At 48.8% G+C, this 14,979-nt stretch carries 18 protein-coding genes; 16 read left to right on the forward strand and 2 right to left on the reverse strand.

The annotated features are described in order from the left end of the window. Nucleotides 1-77: 77 nt before the first annotated feature. The 5 genes from MKX46_RS25055 (at nt 78) to coaD (ending at nt 2,815) form a co-directional block, all read left to right on the forward strand. On the forward strand, nt 78-710 hold the full coding sequence (locus MKX46_RS25055; RefSeq protein WP_029514742.1) for a hypothetical protein: 633 nt from the start codon (nt 78-80) through the stop codon (nt 708-710). Then, nucleotides 703-1,218 (forward strand): accessory gene regulator ArgB-like protein, encoded by a 516-nt coding sequence (locus tag MKX46_RS25060; RefSeq protein ID WP_029514741.1) that lies wholly within the window; start codon nt 703-705, stop codon nt 1,216-1,218. Before MKX46_RS25055 ends, MKX46_RS25060 begins: the two co-directional genes overlap by 8 nt. A 5-nt stretch (nt 1,219-1,223) precedes the next feature. After that, complete coding sequence (locus MKX46_RS25065) at nt 1,224-1,346, forward strand: cyclic lactone autoinducer peptide (protein ID WP_023988155.1); 123 nt, start codon at nt 1,224-1,226, stop codon at nt 1,344-1,346. Nucleotides 1,347-1,659: 313 nt separating this feature from the next. Continuing rightward, nucleotides 1,660-2,301, forward strand: a complete 642-nt coding sequence (rsmD, locus tag MKX46_RS25070) for a 16S rRNA (guanine(966)-N(2))-methyltransferase RsmD (RefSeq protein WP_029514740.1) — start codon at nt 1,660-1,662, stop codon at nt 2,299-2,301. Beyond that, nucleotides 2,294-2,815, forward strand: coding sequence for a pantetheine-phosphate adenylyltransferase (coaD, locus tag MKX46_RS25075; protein ID WP_029514739.1), 522 nt, complete (start codon nt 2,294-2,296; stop codon nt 2,813-2,815). The genes rsmD and coaD overlap by 8 nt, the downstream gene beginning before the upstream one ends. Here the strand turns inward: coaD and MKX46_RS25080 are convergent. Continuing rightward, nucleotides 2,778-4,061 carry a nucleoside recognition domain-containing protein gene (locus MKX46_RS25080; RefSeq protein WP_341071971.1) on the reverse strand — a complete coding sequence of 428 codons (1,284 nt, stop codon included), beginning with the start codon at nt 4,059-4,061 and terminating at the stop codon, nt 2,778-2,780. The two genes, coaD and MKX46_RS25080, sit on opposite strands and share 38 nt — an antisense overlap. A gap of 197 nt (nt 4,062-4,258) precedes the next feature. On the opposite strand from MKX46_RS25080, the gene MKX46_RS25085 reads away from it, so the two are divergent. Beyond that, entirely contained in the window at nt 4,259-5,290 is a 1,032-nt protein-coding gene (locus MKX46_RS25085; RefSeq protein ID WP_165147634.1) for a YlbL family protein, read from the forward strand. Here the strand turns inward: MKX46_RS25085 and MKX46_RS25090 are convergent. After that, nucleotides 5,280-6,515: a nucleotidyltransferase gene (locus MKX46_RS25090; RefSeq protein WP_341071972.1), complete on the reverse strand. Its 1,236-nt coding sequence runs from the start codon at nt 6,513-6,515 to the stop codon at nt 5,280-5,282. The genes MKX46_RS25085 and MKX46_RS25090 overlap by 11 nt on opposite strands. 356 nt (nt 6,516-6,871) lie before the next feature. On the opposite strand from MKX46_RS25090, the gene MKX46_RS25095 reads away from it, so the two are divergent. From MKX46_RS25095 to rnc, 10 genes are all read left to right on the forward strand, one after another. Continuing rightward, nucleotides 6,872-7,390 (forward strand): YceD family protein, encoded by a 519-nt coding sequence (locus tag MKX46_RS25095; RefSeq protein WP_340885077.1) that lies wholly within the window; start codon nt 6,872-6,874, stop codon nt 7,388-7,390. Between the two features lie 186 nt (nt 7,391-7,576). Continuing rightward, nucleotides 7,577-7,750, forward strand: a complete 174-nt coding sequence (rpmF, locus tag MKX46_RS25100) for a 50S ribosomal protein L32 (protein WP_007429979.1) — start codon at nt 7,577-7,579, stop codon at nt 7,748-7,750. Between the two features lie 281 nt (nt 7,751-8,031). After that, nucleotides 8,032-8,628, forward strand: coding sequence for a transcription factor FapR (gene fapR, locus MKX46_RS25105; RefSeq protein WP_039274761.1), 597 nt, complete (start codon nt 8,032-8,034; stop codon nt 8,626-8,628). Then, a complete protein-coding gene (plsX, locus tag MKX46_RS25110) occupies nt 8,612-9,604 on the forward strand; it encodes a phosphate acyltransferase PlsX (RefSeq protein ID WP_029515010.1) in 993 nt (330 codons plus the stop codon). The genes fapR and plsX overlap by 17 nt, the downstream gene beginning before the upstream one ends. An 8-nt stretch (nt 9,605-9,612) precedes the next feature. Beyond that, entirely contained in the window at nt 9,613-10,602 is a 990-nt protein-coding gene (locus tag MKX46_RS25115) for a beta-ketoacyl-ACP synthase III (protein ID WP_029515009.1), read from the forward strand. A gap of 81 nt (nt 10,603-10,683) precedes the next feature. Continuing rightward, entirely contained in the window at nt 10,684-11,628 is a 945-nt protein-coding gene (fabD, locus tag MKX46_RS25120; RefSeq protein WP_165147628.1) for an ACP S-malonyltransferase, read from the forward strand. Between the two features lie 50 nt (nt 11,629-11,678). Further along, on the forward strand, nt 11,679-12,428 hold the full coding sequence (gene fabG / locus MKX46_RS25125; protein WP_039274753.1) for a 3-oxoacyl-[acyl-carrier-protein] reductase: 750 nt from the start codon (nt 11,679-11,681) through the stop codon (nt 12,426-12,428). 108 nt (nt 12,429-12,536) lie between these two features. Beyond that, nucleotides 12,537-12,770, forward strand: a complete 234-nt coding sequence (locus MKX46_RS25130; protein WP_007429985.1) for an acyl carrier protein — start codon at nt 12,537-12,539, stop codon at nt 12,768-12,770. 228 nt (nt 12,771-12,998) lie between these two features. Further along, nucleotides 12,999-14,237, forward strand: a complete 1,239-nt coding sequence (fabF, locus tag MKX46_RS25135) for a beta-ketoacyl-ACP synthase II (RefSeq protein WP_029515005.1) — start codon at nt 12,999-13,001, stop codon at nt 14,235-14,237. A gap of 12 nt (nt 14,238-14,249) precedes the next feature. Continuing rightward, nucleotides 14,250-14,948: a ribonuclease III gene (gene rnc, locus MKX46_RS25140; RefSeq protein WP_029515003.1), complete on the forward strand. Its 699-nt coding sequence runs from the start codon at nt 14,250-14,252 to the stop codon at nt 14,946-14,948. Nucleotides 14,949-14,979 lie beyond the last annotated feature (31 nt).

Below are 14,979 nucleotides of genomic sequence, written 5' to 3' on the forward strand. Positions count from 1 at the left end.
GCCCTTTATATTCGATGTACATCCAAGTTTTTGAATACACCGATGAGGTTTGTTGGAATTGTAAAGGAGATGCACGCATGCTTTTGAAGCCAATCGGCTTTTTGCTTTTCTCCACACTTGAGGGAGTCGCTGTTTTTGCGCTTATTTTGAGTATTTTTAAAGTTAAAATGACCCCTTATCTATGGCAGGCCATTTTTGTTAACCTGATTATGAATATGCAAAGTTATATGCTTAGAGAGGAGTTTTCCCTTTCGTATTTGGTGCCTGTCGTAAATATGCTGCTTTTTATTTTTTTACTCGCTACGGTCGTGAAGATTCCGATTGTGTGGTCCGGTATTATGACGGTTACAGGTTATTTTGCATATGCCGTTGTTCAGTCGGTACTCTTAAAAGTCATGTTCGGCAATCTTCCGGTTTCTGAGCTGCAGGATGGGTCCTTGAAGGGCTATCTGCTACAAGTGGTAAGCGCAGCAGTAGGACTGCTTATTTCATTGATGTTGTATCGAAAAGGGATCGGCTTTTCCCCTAATTTCAAGAAGCTTAAGTTCAAAGAGGAATATGGCATTGTCATCACGCTGATTATCCTGTCTCTCATTTCAACTTCTATTGTGCTCTACTATAACGAGGTATGGTTAAGTATGATATTTTTTGCACTGGTTTCGGGATTTTTCATCTATTATGCAATCGGAAAGGAATACCGGGATGATTGAAGCGATGGCTTTCAAACTTGCTAACCAGATCAAACGTACTGTGCCTGATCATCCGGCCTCTGTCGCGGTACTTAAATACGCACTTGCTCTCATTCTGAATGCGTCCCTGATCATTGTGTTGACACTATTCGCCTCATTCTTCACGGGGCGTATGGTAGAGGCTGTTACGATTCTCGTCGCTTTCGCCCTACTGCGCCAAATGTCAGGAGGCATTCATTTGAAAACGGGCATGACATGTGTGTTGGTGACCTCAGCAGCTTTTACTTACATATCCTGCATTGCCTTAAATAGTGGGTGGACAAACCTGTTTACCGGAATAGCTCTCATTTTCGTTTTATGTTTTGCCCCGTCCAGAATTGAAAAGCAGTCGCGCATTCCAGTACGGTTTTATCCCTTCTTGCGGCTGTTATCCTCCTTGCTTGTATGTACTAATTTTGTAATCGGTTCCTCTGTAGTGGCTGTTGCTTTTTTGGTCCAAAGCCTAACATTGATCCGGGGAAGGAGGTGAGTGGAATGATGAGAAAAATGGTATATGGGTTAGCCACATCGTTGTCTATGTTTGCTACATTTGCTGTATCAGTGGCGAGTTACGTGTATGTTTATCAAGGGGATACACCCGAGGAACTACTGAAATAAACAAAATGCCGAGATAGAAAAATGATACATAGAGCTGCTATTAAGCAGCTTCTTTTTATGCAAAAAAAATCAGGCGCTCCATTTAAAGAGCGCCCGAATGGGAGAGGAGAAACCGGACGAAGAGCTTATGGGGAAACGTAAGTCTTCTCCGCGGTTGTCTACGACATTGGTTGAATGCCGATATCCTAAGGATGCCCAGGGAATGGTTTTTTATACCTGCCTCATCCTAAGTTTTTCAAACGGCGGTGCATGTGGTACGATAGCGTCATAATCTATGGTTATGAACACATATAGAAAATAGGTGAGTTTCAGCGTGAGAGTGGTATCAGGTAGTGCCAAAGGAAGGCCGTTAAAGGCAGTTCCCGGCACAGGGACGCGGCCAACCACGGATAAGGTCAAGGAAGCGCTATTTAGCATGATAGGTCCTTATTTTGATGGGGGAGTCGCACTTGATCTGTTTGCTGGCAGTGGCGGCCTGGGTATAGAGGCGCTTAGCCGGGGGATGGACAAGGCTGTTTTTATTGATATGGAATCCAAAAGCATTGATGTCATTAAAGAAAATTTGCGAAAAACTGGATTGGAAGGACAGGCCGAAGTGTTCCGCAATGATGCCGGACGAGCGCTCAAGGCGCTGGCAAAACGTGGAGCTCTTTTTGATGCTGTTTTTCTGGATCCGCCCTATCGTCTCAAACACGGAGATGAATTGATGAGCCGTATGGTTGAATTGAACTTGCTTCGTTCAGATGCAATCATCGTGCTGGAGTATGAATCGGGACATGAATATCCGGAAAGCTTCGGGCCGTTCGAACAGGTTAGAAAAGCAGTCTATGGGGAAACGGCGTTATCCATTTATCATTTTGCAGCCGATGCTTTATCGGATGTCGAAGAACATACAGAAGCCGGAGTGGTCAAGTTCGGCATCATCGAATCAGACGGGGAGGACCATCATGATTGAGCACAAACCACGTATTGCCGTATATCCGGGAACCTTTGATCCTGTGACAATGGGGCACCAGGATATTATTCAAAGAGCAGCCAGACAGTTTGATCTATTGATTGTCGCGGTTCTTAACAATATTAGTAAAAATCCGCTGTTTTCACTTGAGGAACGAATGGAGCTGCTGCGAACGGTAACTCGCAATATCCCGAACGTTGAGGTGGACAGCTTCCGTGATTTGACAGCTAATTATGTACGTCAAAAAGGGGCCCAAGTTATTGTCAGAGGAATCCGGTCGGTGACTGATTTTGAATATGAGCTGCAATTAGCCTCTACAAATCATAAGCTGAACCCGGATGCGGAAACGATCTTTATGATGACCAATCCGGCTTATTCATATCTGAGTTCCAGTATGGTGAAGGAAATTGCGCATTTTGATGGCAAGGTTGTAGATCTGGTGGCACCGGAGGTGGAAGACGCGCTGCGTGCAAAGGTCAACGCAAATCGCGGCGGCTCCACCATGAAGTCATAAAGGAAAAGGCCAGCAGGGTAACTATAATTGTACCCAGCAGCGCAATGGACAGTACGGTTAGTTGCCAGGGGTACATAGATGTTCCTTCTATTTGTGTTAGTAAGCTGCTGGCTTCGGCCATGACAGGATGCGTGCCGGATTCATTTACGCTTTCCGCAAAAGAAGACACAGAACTGCGACTGACGTAAGCGGGAATTGTATTGCTGACGATGCGGTTAAGCGGGACCCATGTCGCCAAGGTAAGTCCAAAAGCAATGATCCCATGGAGCACTCGTGACAAGGTGAAGGTGATACCCTTGTCGGAAGGTCTGGTGACGGCGGTAATTTGAAGCCAGCCGCACAGGCCGCCCCAGCCCAACACAGCACTGATCAGCGCTGCTTGTGTACGGAGATCGTAGGGCAGACGGCTGGTTTCATAGGAACCCAGATGGATTTCCATCCAAGCAGGCCATATGAAAGAAAGCGATCCTTGGCCTGTGTATATGGACAGCAGTCGAATCAGTACGGAAAAGAAAATAATGAATCCACCTGTCACCATCAGCGTCTGTACAGCATGGGATACGGTTTCGCCCAACAGTTTTCCGAAGCTGCGGCCGTCCCGTTCTCTGGCAGAACGGGTAGCTTCCCATGCGGATCGGATCAGGGAGGGAGAAGTACGGGAAACTGAGGTGCGCCGAAGGGCAGCTGGCGTTTCCCGTTTTTGCAATTCTTTGGACGATACAGGTAGTCTGGCGGTGATCCAGCCTGCCAGCAGCCCGGAAATCCAGTGAACGGCAAGTAACATCACGCCTACGGCAGCATTGTGCAGTAGCCCTGTCCCGATGACGAGCAGGATGGTAATCGGATTGCAGAAATGAGCGATGGCGGTTAGACGTCGAAGCTGAAGCGCGGTCATATCTTCCTGTTGTGACCATTGGCGTACTGCTTCCGCAGCAGCCGGGAATCCCGCGGTCAGGCCGAGGGCCAACACCCAGCCGCTTCGTCCGGGTAGACGGAACCAGAATCGCATAAACGGTTCCAGCAGGACACCTAGTCCATGTACTAGACCAAAGGCGATGAGCATTTCGGACAGCATCAAAAAAGGTAGCATAGCTGGGAAAATAATATTCCACCATAGCTTAAGGCCTTGAGTAGAGGCTTGAAATACTTTTTCTGGTGAGGCGACAACAGCCAGTACAAGCAAAATGGCTCCGAGGCCAAGCAGTACGGTTGTCCAATAAGGAGCGGAATGGGCTTCCTTTTGCATCAAAAAATTCACCTCTCATAAATATGCTAAGGAGAGTCGGATGCTATCTCCAGCGTTTATTCACGTTCGCTGTCTTGGGATAGGTTGTTCGTATACGTTGTCGTAAATAATGTATGCTTTTTTGAAAGGCTTGAGAACAGGTGCACAGAGGCACTTGGATAAGATGGGAGAAGTTAGGCTGGAAGGGGGGAGAAGCAATGAAACGAATAAACCGGAAAAGAGCTTTTTTTACAACCGGTTATGTCTTAATGCTGGCTGCAATGGTCTATGTGCTGGTCTATATGCCAACCCCTTATCTGATCTACGGACCAGGTGGGGCAAATGAGATTAAACCGATGGTTAGAGTTCGGGAGGGTGACAGCATCGAACGGGGGGCCTTTATGATGACGACGGTATCGGCGCGTTATGCCAATGTTATCATGTTGGGCCTGTCCAAGTTGGACCGCAATTCGGAGATTCAGCGCAAAGAGGATCGTCTGCATGGAAGAAGTGAAGACGAATATGCGGCAGAACAGGTATGGTATATGGGGGATTCCCAGTCTTCCGCGATGGAGGCTGCCTACACCCGTGCCCATGTCCCCTATCGCATTGTGCCGGATTACGTGTATGTATTTAAGGTCCCGGGATCGAGCAGCGTGTTTGACCCCGGGGATGAAATATTGGAGCTGAACGGCGTGAGGGTGACCGATAATCGTTCCATTCGGAAGGCTTTGGAGGACGAAAAACCGGGAATAATGGCTAAAGTGAAGCTAAAGCGCGATGGAAAGTTGCTGTCCGTGCAAGCTCCTTTAACGACCATTACGGACAGTGAGACGGGCAAGCAACGTTCCGGATTTGGCGTCAGTATTGCCACGGTACAGAAGGTAGAGCCGAAGGATGGACGTAAAACGATTCATTTTACATCTACGGATGTTGGCGGTCCTTCGGCAGGTTTGATGTTTACCATGGAAATCTATAACCAACTGACACCAGGTGATTTGAGTAAGGGATATCGTGTAGCCGGTACGGGTACCATTGATAAGGACGGTCAGGTTGGAGCGATTGGTGGTGCAAAGTATAAAATAGTTGCTGCTGACCGTCAGGGTGCGGATTTGTTTTTCGTCCCTGCGGATAATTATAAAGAGGCCAAGACCAAAGCTGAGCAAATTGGAACCCGGATGAAGCTTGTTCCGGTTCGCAAACTTGGCGATGCGCTGAATTATATGGAAAAGCTGCCCATCAAACCATAATGGGCGGTCGCAAGTAATCAGCATACATGTCGCGGATGGCGGGGCGTGGCATCCCGGCTGCATGTATGGCGGCTGCGGCTGTATCCCAGTCCAGATGAGGATGTGATCCGGTAGACAGCTTGACCCATACCGGAAGGGTAGCTGTCTGCTTCATACGTGCCAGCAGTTCGCGTCCAGCCCTGTTAAAGCCAAGCACGCGGATATAGCCCGGACCTTTCGCCAGCTCAGCCGGAGTCATATCGGCTTTGGCATGATTCAGCAAAATATGTGCACACATCCGCTGAAGCTTCGTACGAGTATAGCGCCTTGTCTTGATCGCGGCGAGCAGGGCCTCCACAGAGGGCTGGGGCAGCGTGTACAGCGATTGTCGCAGACGATGCTCCAGCCCTTCGGTGACCTCGTGCAGCTCCGCCAGCTGCTGCGAGCTACGTGTGATCAGGGCGTTCAGCAGCGGCTGGCTGAACGCTTCCCAATGCAGCGGTGCGCGTCCGGCTTGCCACTCGCGCCGCAAAATCCCCAGTGTCGCCGCAGGTATGTATGGCGACGCGGCCTCCGGCCCGCCGTCCAGCAGCAGACGGCGAATGGCCGTGGCACTGGCGATGACTCCGTCCGCAGGGGCCACGGCTTCATGGTAGCCCGATCCCGTGCGGGCTACCGTGAAGGGCTTGATTGTGCTGCCCAGCCGTTCCAGCGCAATCAAGTAATGCAGCCCCAACGTATTGTTGGGCTGCTGCATGAGGGCGGCGAGCGCAGCGCCGTCCGCTCCTTCGGCCGCGAGCGCGGCTGCGGCTCCCGCGTAGGCAGCGGGATAGCTCGCGCCGCTACTCAGGCGCTGCGCGATGCCGGCCTTGAGCTCGGCCGGCTCTGCCGCCAGCACGCGGGCCAGCGCGCGCAGCGGGGCGATGTCTCCGCTCTCGCTGCCGAAGCAGAGCGCGTCTACGATGCCTGTCGCATGGAGCAGGGCGATTGCTCCGCGGGCAAACCATTCTGCAGGCTGGACGGCATAGGCCACAGGCAGCTCCAGAACGAGGTCCACACCCATGGCGAGTGCCATTTCGGTGCGGGACCATTTGTCTGTAATCGCGGGTTCACCTCGCTGAAGGAAAGGACCACTCATCACAGCCACTGTGCGCTGTGCACCAGTGATGCGAAGAGATTCCTCCCAGTGATGGACATGTCCGTTATGCAGGGGATTGTACTCTACAATCATACCGAGTGTTTTCAAGACCGTATGTCGGCTCCTTTCTTATAGTAGCTTATTGGATAACTATTTTGACAATAATGGTTAAGTACCCGTGAATGATTGTTTTCAGGGCAGCTATACTGATTTTTCAGCATCGGCATGAACAAGACCATTGAGACCTGGACGAAAAAGCTTTATACTCGCATTATTGTACACGAAGAGTGGCGGGGGTACGAATACTCATCAGTACATGTTTAGCACAATGCATTTTTGCTTCTGCATAAAACTTGTCGAACCATTGGAAAACCGGTGGATTTGTGAGTGGTGTAAAGTGAAAGGTGTTGACAAACGACTCGATCAGTCGGTATAATAATTTTTGTTTGTTTGGAGTGATAGTGATGCAACTATTTTTTCGCAAAGTAGCAACAAGTGACGGTCCTTTTCCTATCCGTGAATCTCTTAATGTGAGTGAATTGGTGGATGATCGTGCTGATGTTACGGCCGTTTCCCCGCTGGAGGCCGACTTGGTCGCCGTTAGTCTGGGTCAAGGGTTGATGAGCGTGGAAGGCACGTTGACCGCAGGTCTGGACATGCTCTGCTCACGCTGTTTAAGCCCGATGCACGAGGATTTAAAGATTGAATTCCGTGAACGGTTCAAGCAAACCTCTTCGAGTGTTGAAGAGGAGGATGAAGATGGCGATTTTATCGCAGTGACGGAGGACTCCTTCGACATTGCACCGTATTGTGAAGAACTGTTTGTACTGCATGTGCCGTTTGCGCCTTTGTGCAGTGAGGATTGTCAGGGAATCGCACCAAAGACCGGACAAAACTGGAGTATTGGCTCCGATGACAGTAGCGATGGCGATACGGAAAAGATTGATCCGCGTCTGGCAGGGCTTAAGGATTTTTTTAAATGAGAATTGAGTTCAATTCTGAAAAATCATCATCCGCTTGTGCCGGAAAGTTACAGAACCGATGCGTGGATGTTGCAGGCTTGATTCACCGGCTGTAAGATAATTGCTTCTGGCATTTTCTTCAGTCTTGAATGAGATAAGAAGTCATACCCGTTATGCGGGGTTGATCTGGTTAAGGAGGTGGGAATAATGGCAGTACCTCAACGGAGAACATCCAAAACTCGTCGCGACAAACGTCGTACTCACTTTAAACTGGCAGTACCAGGTATGGTGAAATGCTCCGAATGCGGCGAATTGAAACTTGCTCACCATGTGTGCAAAGTTTGCGGAACGTACAAAGCTAGAGAGATCATCTCTCAATAATGTCCGATAAGCGGATTCTTTGGAATCTTCGCAGAAAAAGTAGCGCTTCACTTCAGTGAGGCGCTACTTTTTTTGTCTGCATGCTTCCTTTTTACGTCAGCATGCTATATACTGTTTTAGTACCAGGTTCTAAGAAAGAAGGGCCGAAGGGGTTCCTTTATACATACAAGAAGACAAATCGGCTTGAAGTTTCGCCGTTAGAAAGTGAAGTAAAGTAACCCGAACTGTCGTCTGAACGATGGTTTATTGTAGGGAAAGGAGGCGTCACTGACATCGAACGTTTGCCGAAGAGACAGAGACAGCAGCGGCTGACTCAATTAATTGATGATAATCCATTCGTAACGGATCAGGAATTGACAAGACAGCTGAAGGTGAGTATTCAGACTATTCGGCTGGACCGGATGGAGCTGGGAATCCCGGAATTGCGGGAACGGCTAAAGCTGATGGCTGAGCGCTCCTACGACCAGGTTCGTTCCTTGCCTTTGCATGAAGTGATCGGGGATATCGTTGATCTGCAGTTGGATCGAAGCGGTATTTCGATTTTTGAGATTAAAGAGGAACATGTTTTTTCGCGTACTGGCATTGCGCGGGGGCATTATGTATTTGCTCAGGCCAATTCATTGGCCGTTGCTGTGATTAATGATGAGATAGCATTGACTGCATCAGCGGATATACGCTTTGTCCGCCCGGTTCATTTAGGTGAAAAGTGCATTGCCAAGGCATATGTACGTTCAAATCCAGAACAAAAAGGGAAGGCTAAAGTGGAAGTTTTCGCCTACGTAGGAGAAGAAATGGTGTTCCAAGGCAACTTTGTCATTTATCGCTCCACGGAGGAAGAGTATAGCGAAGGAGGAAGTCAGCATGCGGATCGCCATTGATGCCATGGGGGGAGATAATGCTCCTGAGGCGACAGTAGAGGGCGCGCTATCTGCGGCGGCGGAATGGAAGGATACGGACATTACGCTGGTTGGTGACCGGGAACGAATTGAATCGGTTCTGAACGGTAGAGCGTTGCCGACGAACCTCAGCATTCGCCATGCATCCGAAACGATAGATGCGCAGGACGAGCCTGTAAAGGCAGTGCGCCGCAAAAAGGATGCTTCAATGGTCGTAGCTGGTCGAATGGTCAGAGAAGGCGAAGCGGATGCCATGATATCTGCAGGTAATACAGGCGCGCTAATGACCACGGGGTTGCTGGTGGTTGGAAGAATGGAGGGCATTGAACGTCCGGCTCTCGCGCCGATGATACCGACGATTGACGATCAGGGTATTCTGGCGCTTGACTTGGGAGCCAATATGGATGCCAAGCCTGAGCATCTTGCCCAGTATGCACTGATGGGGAGCTTGTATCGTCAGAAAGTTCACGGTGTGGCTTCTCCAAGGGTGGGTCTGCTGAATGTGGGGACCGAAGCTGGGAAGGGCAATGAACTGACGAAGTTGGCATTTCCACTTATTGAGCAGTTACCTGTCCATTTTGTGGGTAATGTTGAATCGAGAGATGTGTTAACTGGGAATTGCGACGTACTGGTGTGTGATGGATTTGCTGGAAATATCATGCTAAAATCACTAGAGGGTACAGCGGGGGCCATATTTTCTCTCTTAAAAGAGCAATTCACCAAATCCTTGAAGACCAAGCTTGCGGCAGCCTTGATTATGCCTGAGCTCCGCAGTCTGAAAGGTAAATTGGATTATAAAGAGCATGGTGGGGCTCCTTTGCTGGGTTTGAGTGGACTCGTCCTGAAAAGTCACGGTTCGTCTGACGGCGTTGCCGTCAAAAATGCGGTAAGGCAGGCTCGTACGGCCCTGCAAAACCGGTTGGTGGAAAGTATATCCAAGGAAATCAGCAGGAAGTGAGTGACGATATGAATAAATTACGGCCGGTTGGTGTTATCGGAACAGGGAAATACGTACCTGAGAAAATTCTGACGAATAAAGATTTGGAAGCAATCGTAGAAACAAGTGATGAATGGATTGTCAGCCGTACAGGGATTCAGGAGCGCCATATTGCAGCTCCAGAGCAGGCTACATCTGATTTAGCTTATGAAGCAGCAATTAAGGCGTTGGAGTCCGCGGGTATGACGGCACAGGATCTGGATTTAATTATTGTAGCTACGGTTACACCGGATATGGCGTTTCCGTCAACTGCCTGCATTCTTCAGGACAAACTGGGAGCCAAAGGCGCAGCGGCTTTCGATTTGTCTGCGGCATGCTCGGGTTTTGTATACGGACTGGCTACGGCAACGAGCTTCATTAAGACAGGTATTTATAATAATGCGTTAATCATTGGGGCAGACTGTCTTTCTCGGATTACAGATTATACCGACCGCAATACCTGTGTCCTATTCGGAGATGGTGCAGGAGCTGTAGTGATTGGCGAAGTGCCTGAAGGCAGAGGATTCCAATCCTTTGATCTCGGGGCTGAAGGTGCAGGTGGAACCTTGCTTAAGCTGGAAGCTGGTGGCTCGCGTTTGCCTGCGAGTGCAGACACACTGGAGAATAAACAGCACTATATTTACATGAACGGACGCGAAGTGTTCAAGTTCGCGGTTCGTGTTATGGGAACGGCAACGGTTGATGTGTTGGAAAAAGCAGGGCTGTCCAAAGATGATATTGATCTGTTCGTTCCACATCAAGCCAATGTTCGCATCATCCAATCGGCGATGCAACGTCTGGATTTGCCAGAGGAAAAGGTAGTTGTTAATGTTCATAAATATGCGAATACATCCGCAGCATCAATCCCTCTCGCCCTAGTAGAAGCAGCTGAGGAAGGCCGCATGAAGGAAGGCGACCGTGTATTAATGGTGGGCTTTGGCGGTGGCTTGACCTGGGGAGCGTCGGTTCTTGTCTGGTAATAAGATGGAATTTTTGATATAATATTGAATTTGTGTAGTGTTTTACAGGACAAGCATTGGATATAGAGAGGTGCATACACGATGGGCAAAACGGCATTTATATTCCCCGGTCAGGGTTCACAAGCTGTAGGTATGGCTAAAGATGCTTATGAAGCAGTTCCAGCTGCAACAGAAGTATTTCGCCAAGCGGACGAACGGTTAGGGTTCGCACTAAGCACACTGGTTTTTGAAGGGCCAGACACAGCTTTGAAGCAAACATCCAATACGCAGCCTGCACTGTTAACGGCGAGCATTGCGCTGTATGAAGCGTTCAAGGAAAAAATGGACATTCATCCCGATTATGTAGCTGGACACAGTCTAGGAGAGTACAGCGCGCTAGTTGCTTCAGGTGTCCTTGCATTTGCGGATGCGGTTGAGACTGTTCGTGCACGTGGTCAGTTTATGGAACAGGCTATTCCTGATGGACAAGGCGGTATGGCTGCTGTGTTGGGAGCTGATCGTGAAGCATTGACAGCATTGTGCCGTGATATTACGGAGTCTGGTCAACTGGTCGAACTAGCTAATATCAATTGTCCTGGACAAATTGTTGTATCTGGTACGAAGGAGGGCGTAGCTGCTGTCGCTGAACGTGTGAAGGAAGCAGGCGGCAAGCGTGCTATTACTCTGGAGGTTAGCGGTCCTTTCCACTCGTCATTGATGAAGGAAGCAGCGACCAAGCTCTCAGACAAGTTGGGGACTGTAACTTTCTCTGAAGCTCAGATTCCGGTGGTGGCTAATGTAACAGCTAAACCTGTACGTGAGGGGAGTGAAATCCGCCAACTGTTGGTGGATCAGGTCTATTCTCCGGTACTGTGGGAAGACAGTGTAGCATGGCTACTGGAACAAGGTGTTGACACTTTTGTTGAGTTTGGACCGGGAAGTGTTTTGACTGGACTGGTTAAAAAAATCGACAAAACGGTTAAGCTGTATAATATAAGTAGCCTGGAGTCGATTGCTTCTGTAACGGAAGCCTTGGAGGCCCGTTAAAAGTATAATCATTGCCTTAACGGGTTATATACTTGCAAGGGAGGACTATGATGTCTAAGCCATTAAGTGGAAAAACGGCGCTCGTTACGGGAGCGTCGCGCGGAATTGGCCGTAGTATCGCGCTGGCGCTGGCTGATGCAGGCGCTAATGTGGCGGTAAACTATGCTGGCAGTGAAGCGGCTGCGACTGAGGTAGCTGAGCAGATTCGTGCCAAAGGTGTGGAGGCTATTACAGTTCAGGCTAATGTCGGTCGCGCTGACGAAGCAGATCAGTTGATCAAGGATGTGATTGGCGCTTGGGGCAAGATTGACATCCTGGTGAATAATGCCGGCATAACAAGAGATAATTTAATCATGCGCATGAAGGAAGAGGAATTCGATCAGGTGATCGAAACGAATCTGAAGGGTGTGTTTAATTGTCTTAAGGCGGCAACACGTCCAATGATGAAACAGCGTTCTGGCCGAATTATCAATATCTCCTCCGTGGTTGGTGTCCTTGGCAACGCAGGACAAGCCAACTACGTTGCTGCTAAAGCAGGGGTGATTGGTCTTACCAAATCCTCTGCTCGAGAGCTTGCATCGAGAGGTATTACAGTGAACTGTGTAGCTCCCGGATTCATCGATACTGAGATGACACAGGTACTGGCTGATGATTTGCGTGACAATATGCTTAGCGGTATTCCGCTGGCCCGTCTTGGACGGCCTGAGGAAATTGCTGACGTGGTGCTGTTCTTGGCCTCGGATGCTTCCTCATATATGACGGGCCAGACTTTGCATGTGGATGGCGGCATGTATATGTAGTAGCATGTTGCCAATCTGCATGCCCCGATGAAGAGTTGTCAAAGAAAACTCTCTTCTATGGCATTTTAATTGTAATTTTCGTATAATACCTAAGAGGAGGTGAGCCGGATGTCCGATGTATTGGAGCGCGTAAAACGCATTGTCGTTGACCGTTTGGGAGCCGACGAAGCCGAAGTTACACTTGAAGCATCTTTTAAAGATGATTTAGGCGCTGATTCTCTCGATGTAGTTGAATTGGTAATGGAATTGGAAGATGAGTTTGATATGGAAATCTCTGATGAAGATGCAGAGAAAATTACAACTGTAGGTGAAGTTGTGAAGTACATACAATCTCATACCTAATTCATGTCATCAAAAGTCCCGTTCTGTTACAGGCGGGACTTTCTCCTAATTATACAGATTGAACTAAAGGCGGAATTGCTGCGTGTTTTTGAGTTTGGTTCAGCTTAACTTAGTCAAAGGCTGAGAAGTATGCCGCATTACTAACTTTAGTTGATTCTATATTATTTTTACGCACAAAAGTGTGCGGTCTTAAAATACAATATGCAGTAGACATAGAGGTGATTATCTTTGAAACAACGTGTTGTCATAACAGGAATGGGTGTAATCACTTCGCTGGGACAGGATTTGAACACACTATGGGATAATCTGATGGCCGGAAAATCCGGCGTCAGTGAAATCGAAGCTTTCGATACAAGTGAGTACACTACGAAAATAGCCGCTTCCATTAAAGATTTTAATCCAGAGGATTATATTGAACGTAAGGATGCGCGTAAAATGGACCGCTTTGTGCAGTTTGCGGTTGCTGCTAGTAAATTGGCGCTTGAGGACAGCGGACTTGTAATCGGAGAAAATGCTGAAGCTGAGCGTGTTGGTGTATCTGTCGGTTCCGGTATTGGCGGATTGGGAACTTGGGAAGATCAGCACAACGCACTGATTGAAAAAGGACCTAAACGCGTAAGCCCTTTCTTCATCCCGATGATGATTGCTAATATGGGTTCCGGTCAAGTGTCGATTTCGCTCGGTGCTAAAGGCCCAAATACATCACCAGTTACGGCTTGTGCCACGGGCAGTCATGCTATTGGCGATTCCTTCCGCATGATTCAGCGCGGTGACGCAGACGCCATGATTTGCGGAGGAGCTGAGGCGACTATCCGTCCGATTGGTATGGCTGGATTTTGTTCCATGCGAGCGATGTCCACGCGTAACGACGAGCCTGAAAAGGCAAGCCGCCCTTTTGATACCGAAAGAGACGGGTTTGTTATGGGCGAAGGCTCTGGTGTTCTTATTCTGGAATCGTTGGATCATGCTTTGAAGCGTGGTGCGCGTATTTACGGTGAAGTGATTGGCTACGGTCTTTCTGGCGATGCTCATCATATGACAGAGCCTGATCCAGAGGGAGCAGCACGCTGCATTAGAATGGCGATCCGTGACGCTGGATTGAATCCTGAAGAGATTGATTATATCAATGCACATGGTACGTCTACGCCAGTCGGTGATAAATCCGAAACGGAAGCAGTTAAGAAAACGCTTGGAGATCATGCCTATAAGGTAGCGATCAGCTCAACTAAGTCGATGACAGGGCATTTATTGGGTGCAGCGGGCGGCGTTGAAGCCGTGATCTGTGGTCTCGCCCTTCAGCATCAGACGATTCCGCCAACGATTAATTTGGATAATCAAGACCCGGCATGCGATCTTGATTATGTACCTAATAAGCCGAGAAAAGCGGAACTGAATGTGGTTATGTCCAATTCCTTTGGTTTTGGCGGTCACAATGCTACGGTTATTCTAAAAAAATATGAAGCATAAGGGGTCAGTTCGTTGAGTGGAGACTTGAAGCAATTACAGCAGAAACTTCATATTCAATTCAACAATCGGCAGCTTCTGAAGCAGGCCTTTACGCACGCTTCCTACGTAAACGAACATCGGTTCAGTCAGCATGCAGACAATGAGCGTCTTGAATTTTTAGGTGACGCTGTTCTGGAATTGACGGTGTCCGAGCAATTGTACAATCAGTACCCTAACCGACCCGAAGGCGAACTCACCAAGCTGCGTGCAGCTATTGTCTGTGAGCCTTCTCTGGTGAAGTTTGCTGTCGGGCTTGAGTTCGGGCAATATGTGCTGCTTGGAAAAGGTGAAGAGTTGACAGGTGGACGTACTCGTCCGGCTCTGTTGGCTGATGTATTCGAAGCGTTCGTAGGTGCGCTTTATTTGGATCAGGGTCTGGAGGCCGTCCGTTCGTTTCTGGAACATTATATTTTTCCTCAAATTGTATTAAATGGTAAACTTCAGATGAGTGATTTCAAAACAGAGCTTCAGGAACTGACACAGCATCATAACATGGGGATGCTTGAATACAAGATTGTAGAGGAGCGCGGACCAGCCCATGAGCGCGAGTTTGTAGCCGAGGTATATATGGACAGCGAACGGCTAGGGGCAGGTACGGGGCGCTCCAAAAAAGAAGCAGAGCAGCAAGCGGCGGCAGTAGCTTTAAACCGTTTGAAGCTGGCAGAATCGTAATCGGTACCTGAGCAGCCCGGACGGGTTACGC

The organism is Paenibacillus sp. FSL P4-0113, from assembly GCF_038009305.1.
GTDB lineage: Bacteria > Bacillota > Bacilli > Paenibacillales > Paenibacillaceae > Paenibacillus > Paenibacillus polymyxa_D.

Coding starts and splice junctions, on each gene's coding strand:
- MKX46_RS25055 (WP_029514742.1), top strand. CDS start 78: ATGCTTTTGAAGCCAATCGGCTTTTTGCTTTTCTCCACACTTGAGGGA.
- MKX46_RS25060 (WP_029514741.1), top strand. CDS start 703: ATGATTGAAGCGATGGCTTTCAAACTTGCTAACCAGATCAAACGTACT.
- MKX46_RS25065 (WP_023988155.1), top strand. CDS start 1,224: ATGATGAGAAAAATGGTATATGGGTTAGCCACATCGTTGTCTATGTTT.
- coaD (WP_029514739.1), top strand. CDS start 2,294: ATGATTGAGCACAAACCACGTATTGCCGTATATCCGGGAACCTTTGAT.
- MKX46_RS25080 (WP_341071971.1), bottom strand. CDS start 4,061: ATGCAAAAGGAAGCCCATTCCGCTCCTTATTGGACAACCGTACTGCTT.
- MKX46_RS25085 (WP_165147634.1), top strand. CDS start 4,259: ATGAAACGAATAAACCGGAAAAGAGCTTTTTTTACAACCGGTTATGTC.
- MKX46_RS25095 (WP_340885077.1), top strand. CDS start 6,872: ATGCAACTATTTTTTCGCAAAGTAGCAACAAGTGACGGTCCTTTTCCT.
- rpmF (WP_007429979.1), top strand. CDS start 7,577: ATGGCAGTACCTCAACGGAGAACATCCAAAACTCGTCGCGACAAACGT.
- plsX (WP_029515010.1), top strand. CDS start 8,612: ATGCGGATCGCCATTGATGCCATGGGGGGAGATAATGCTCCTGAGGCG.
- MKX46_RS25115 (WP_029515009.1), top strand. CDS start 9,613: ATGAATAAATTACGGCCGGTTGGTGTTATCGGAACAGGGAAATACGTA.
- fabD (WP_165147628.1), top strand. CDS start 10,684: ATGGGCAAAACGGCATTTATATTCCCCGGTCAGGGTTCACAAGCTGTA.
- fabG (WP_039274753.1), top strand. CDS start 11,679: ATGTCTAAGCCATTAAGTGGAAAAACGGCGCTCGTTACGGGAGCGTCG.
- MKX46_RS25130 (WP_007429985.1), top strand. CDS start 12,537: ATGTCCGATGTATTGGAGCGCGTAAAACGCATTGTCGTTGACCGTTTG.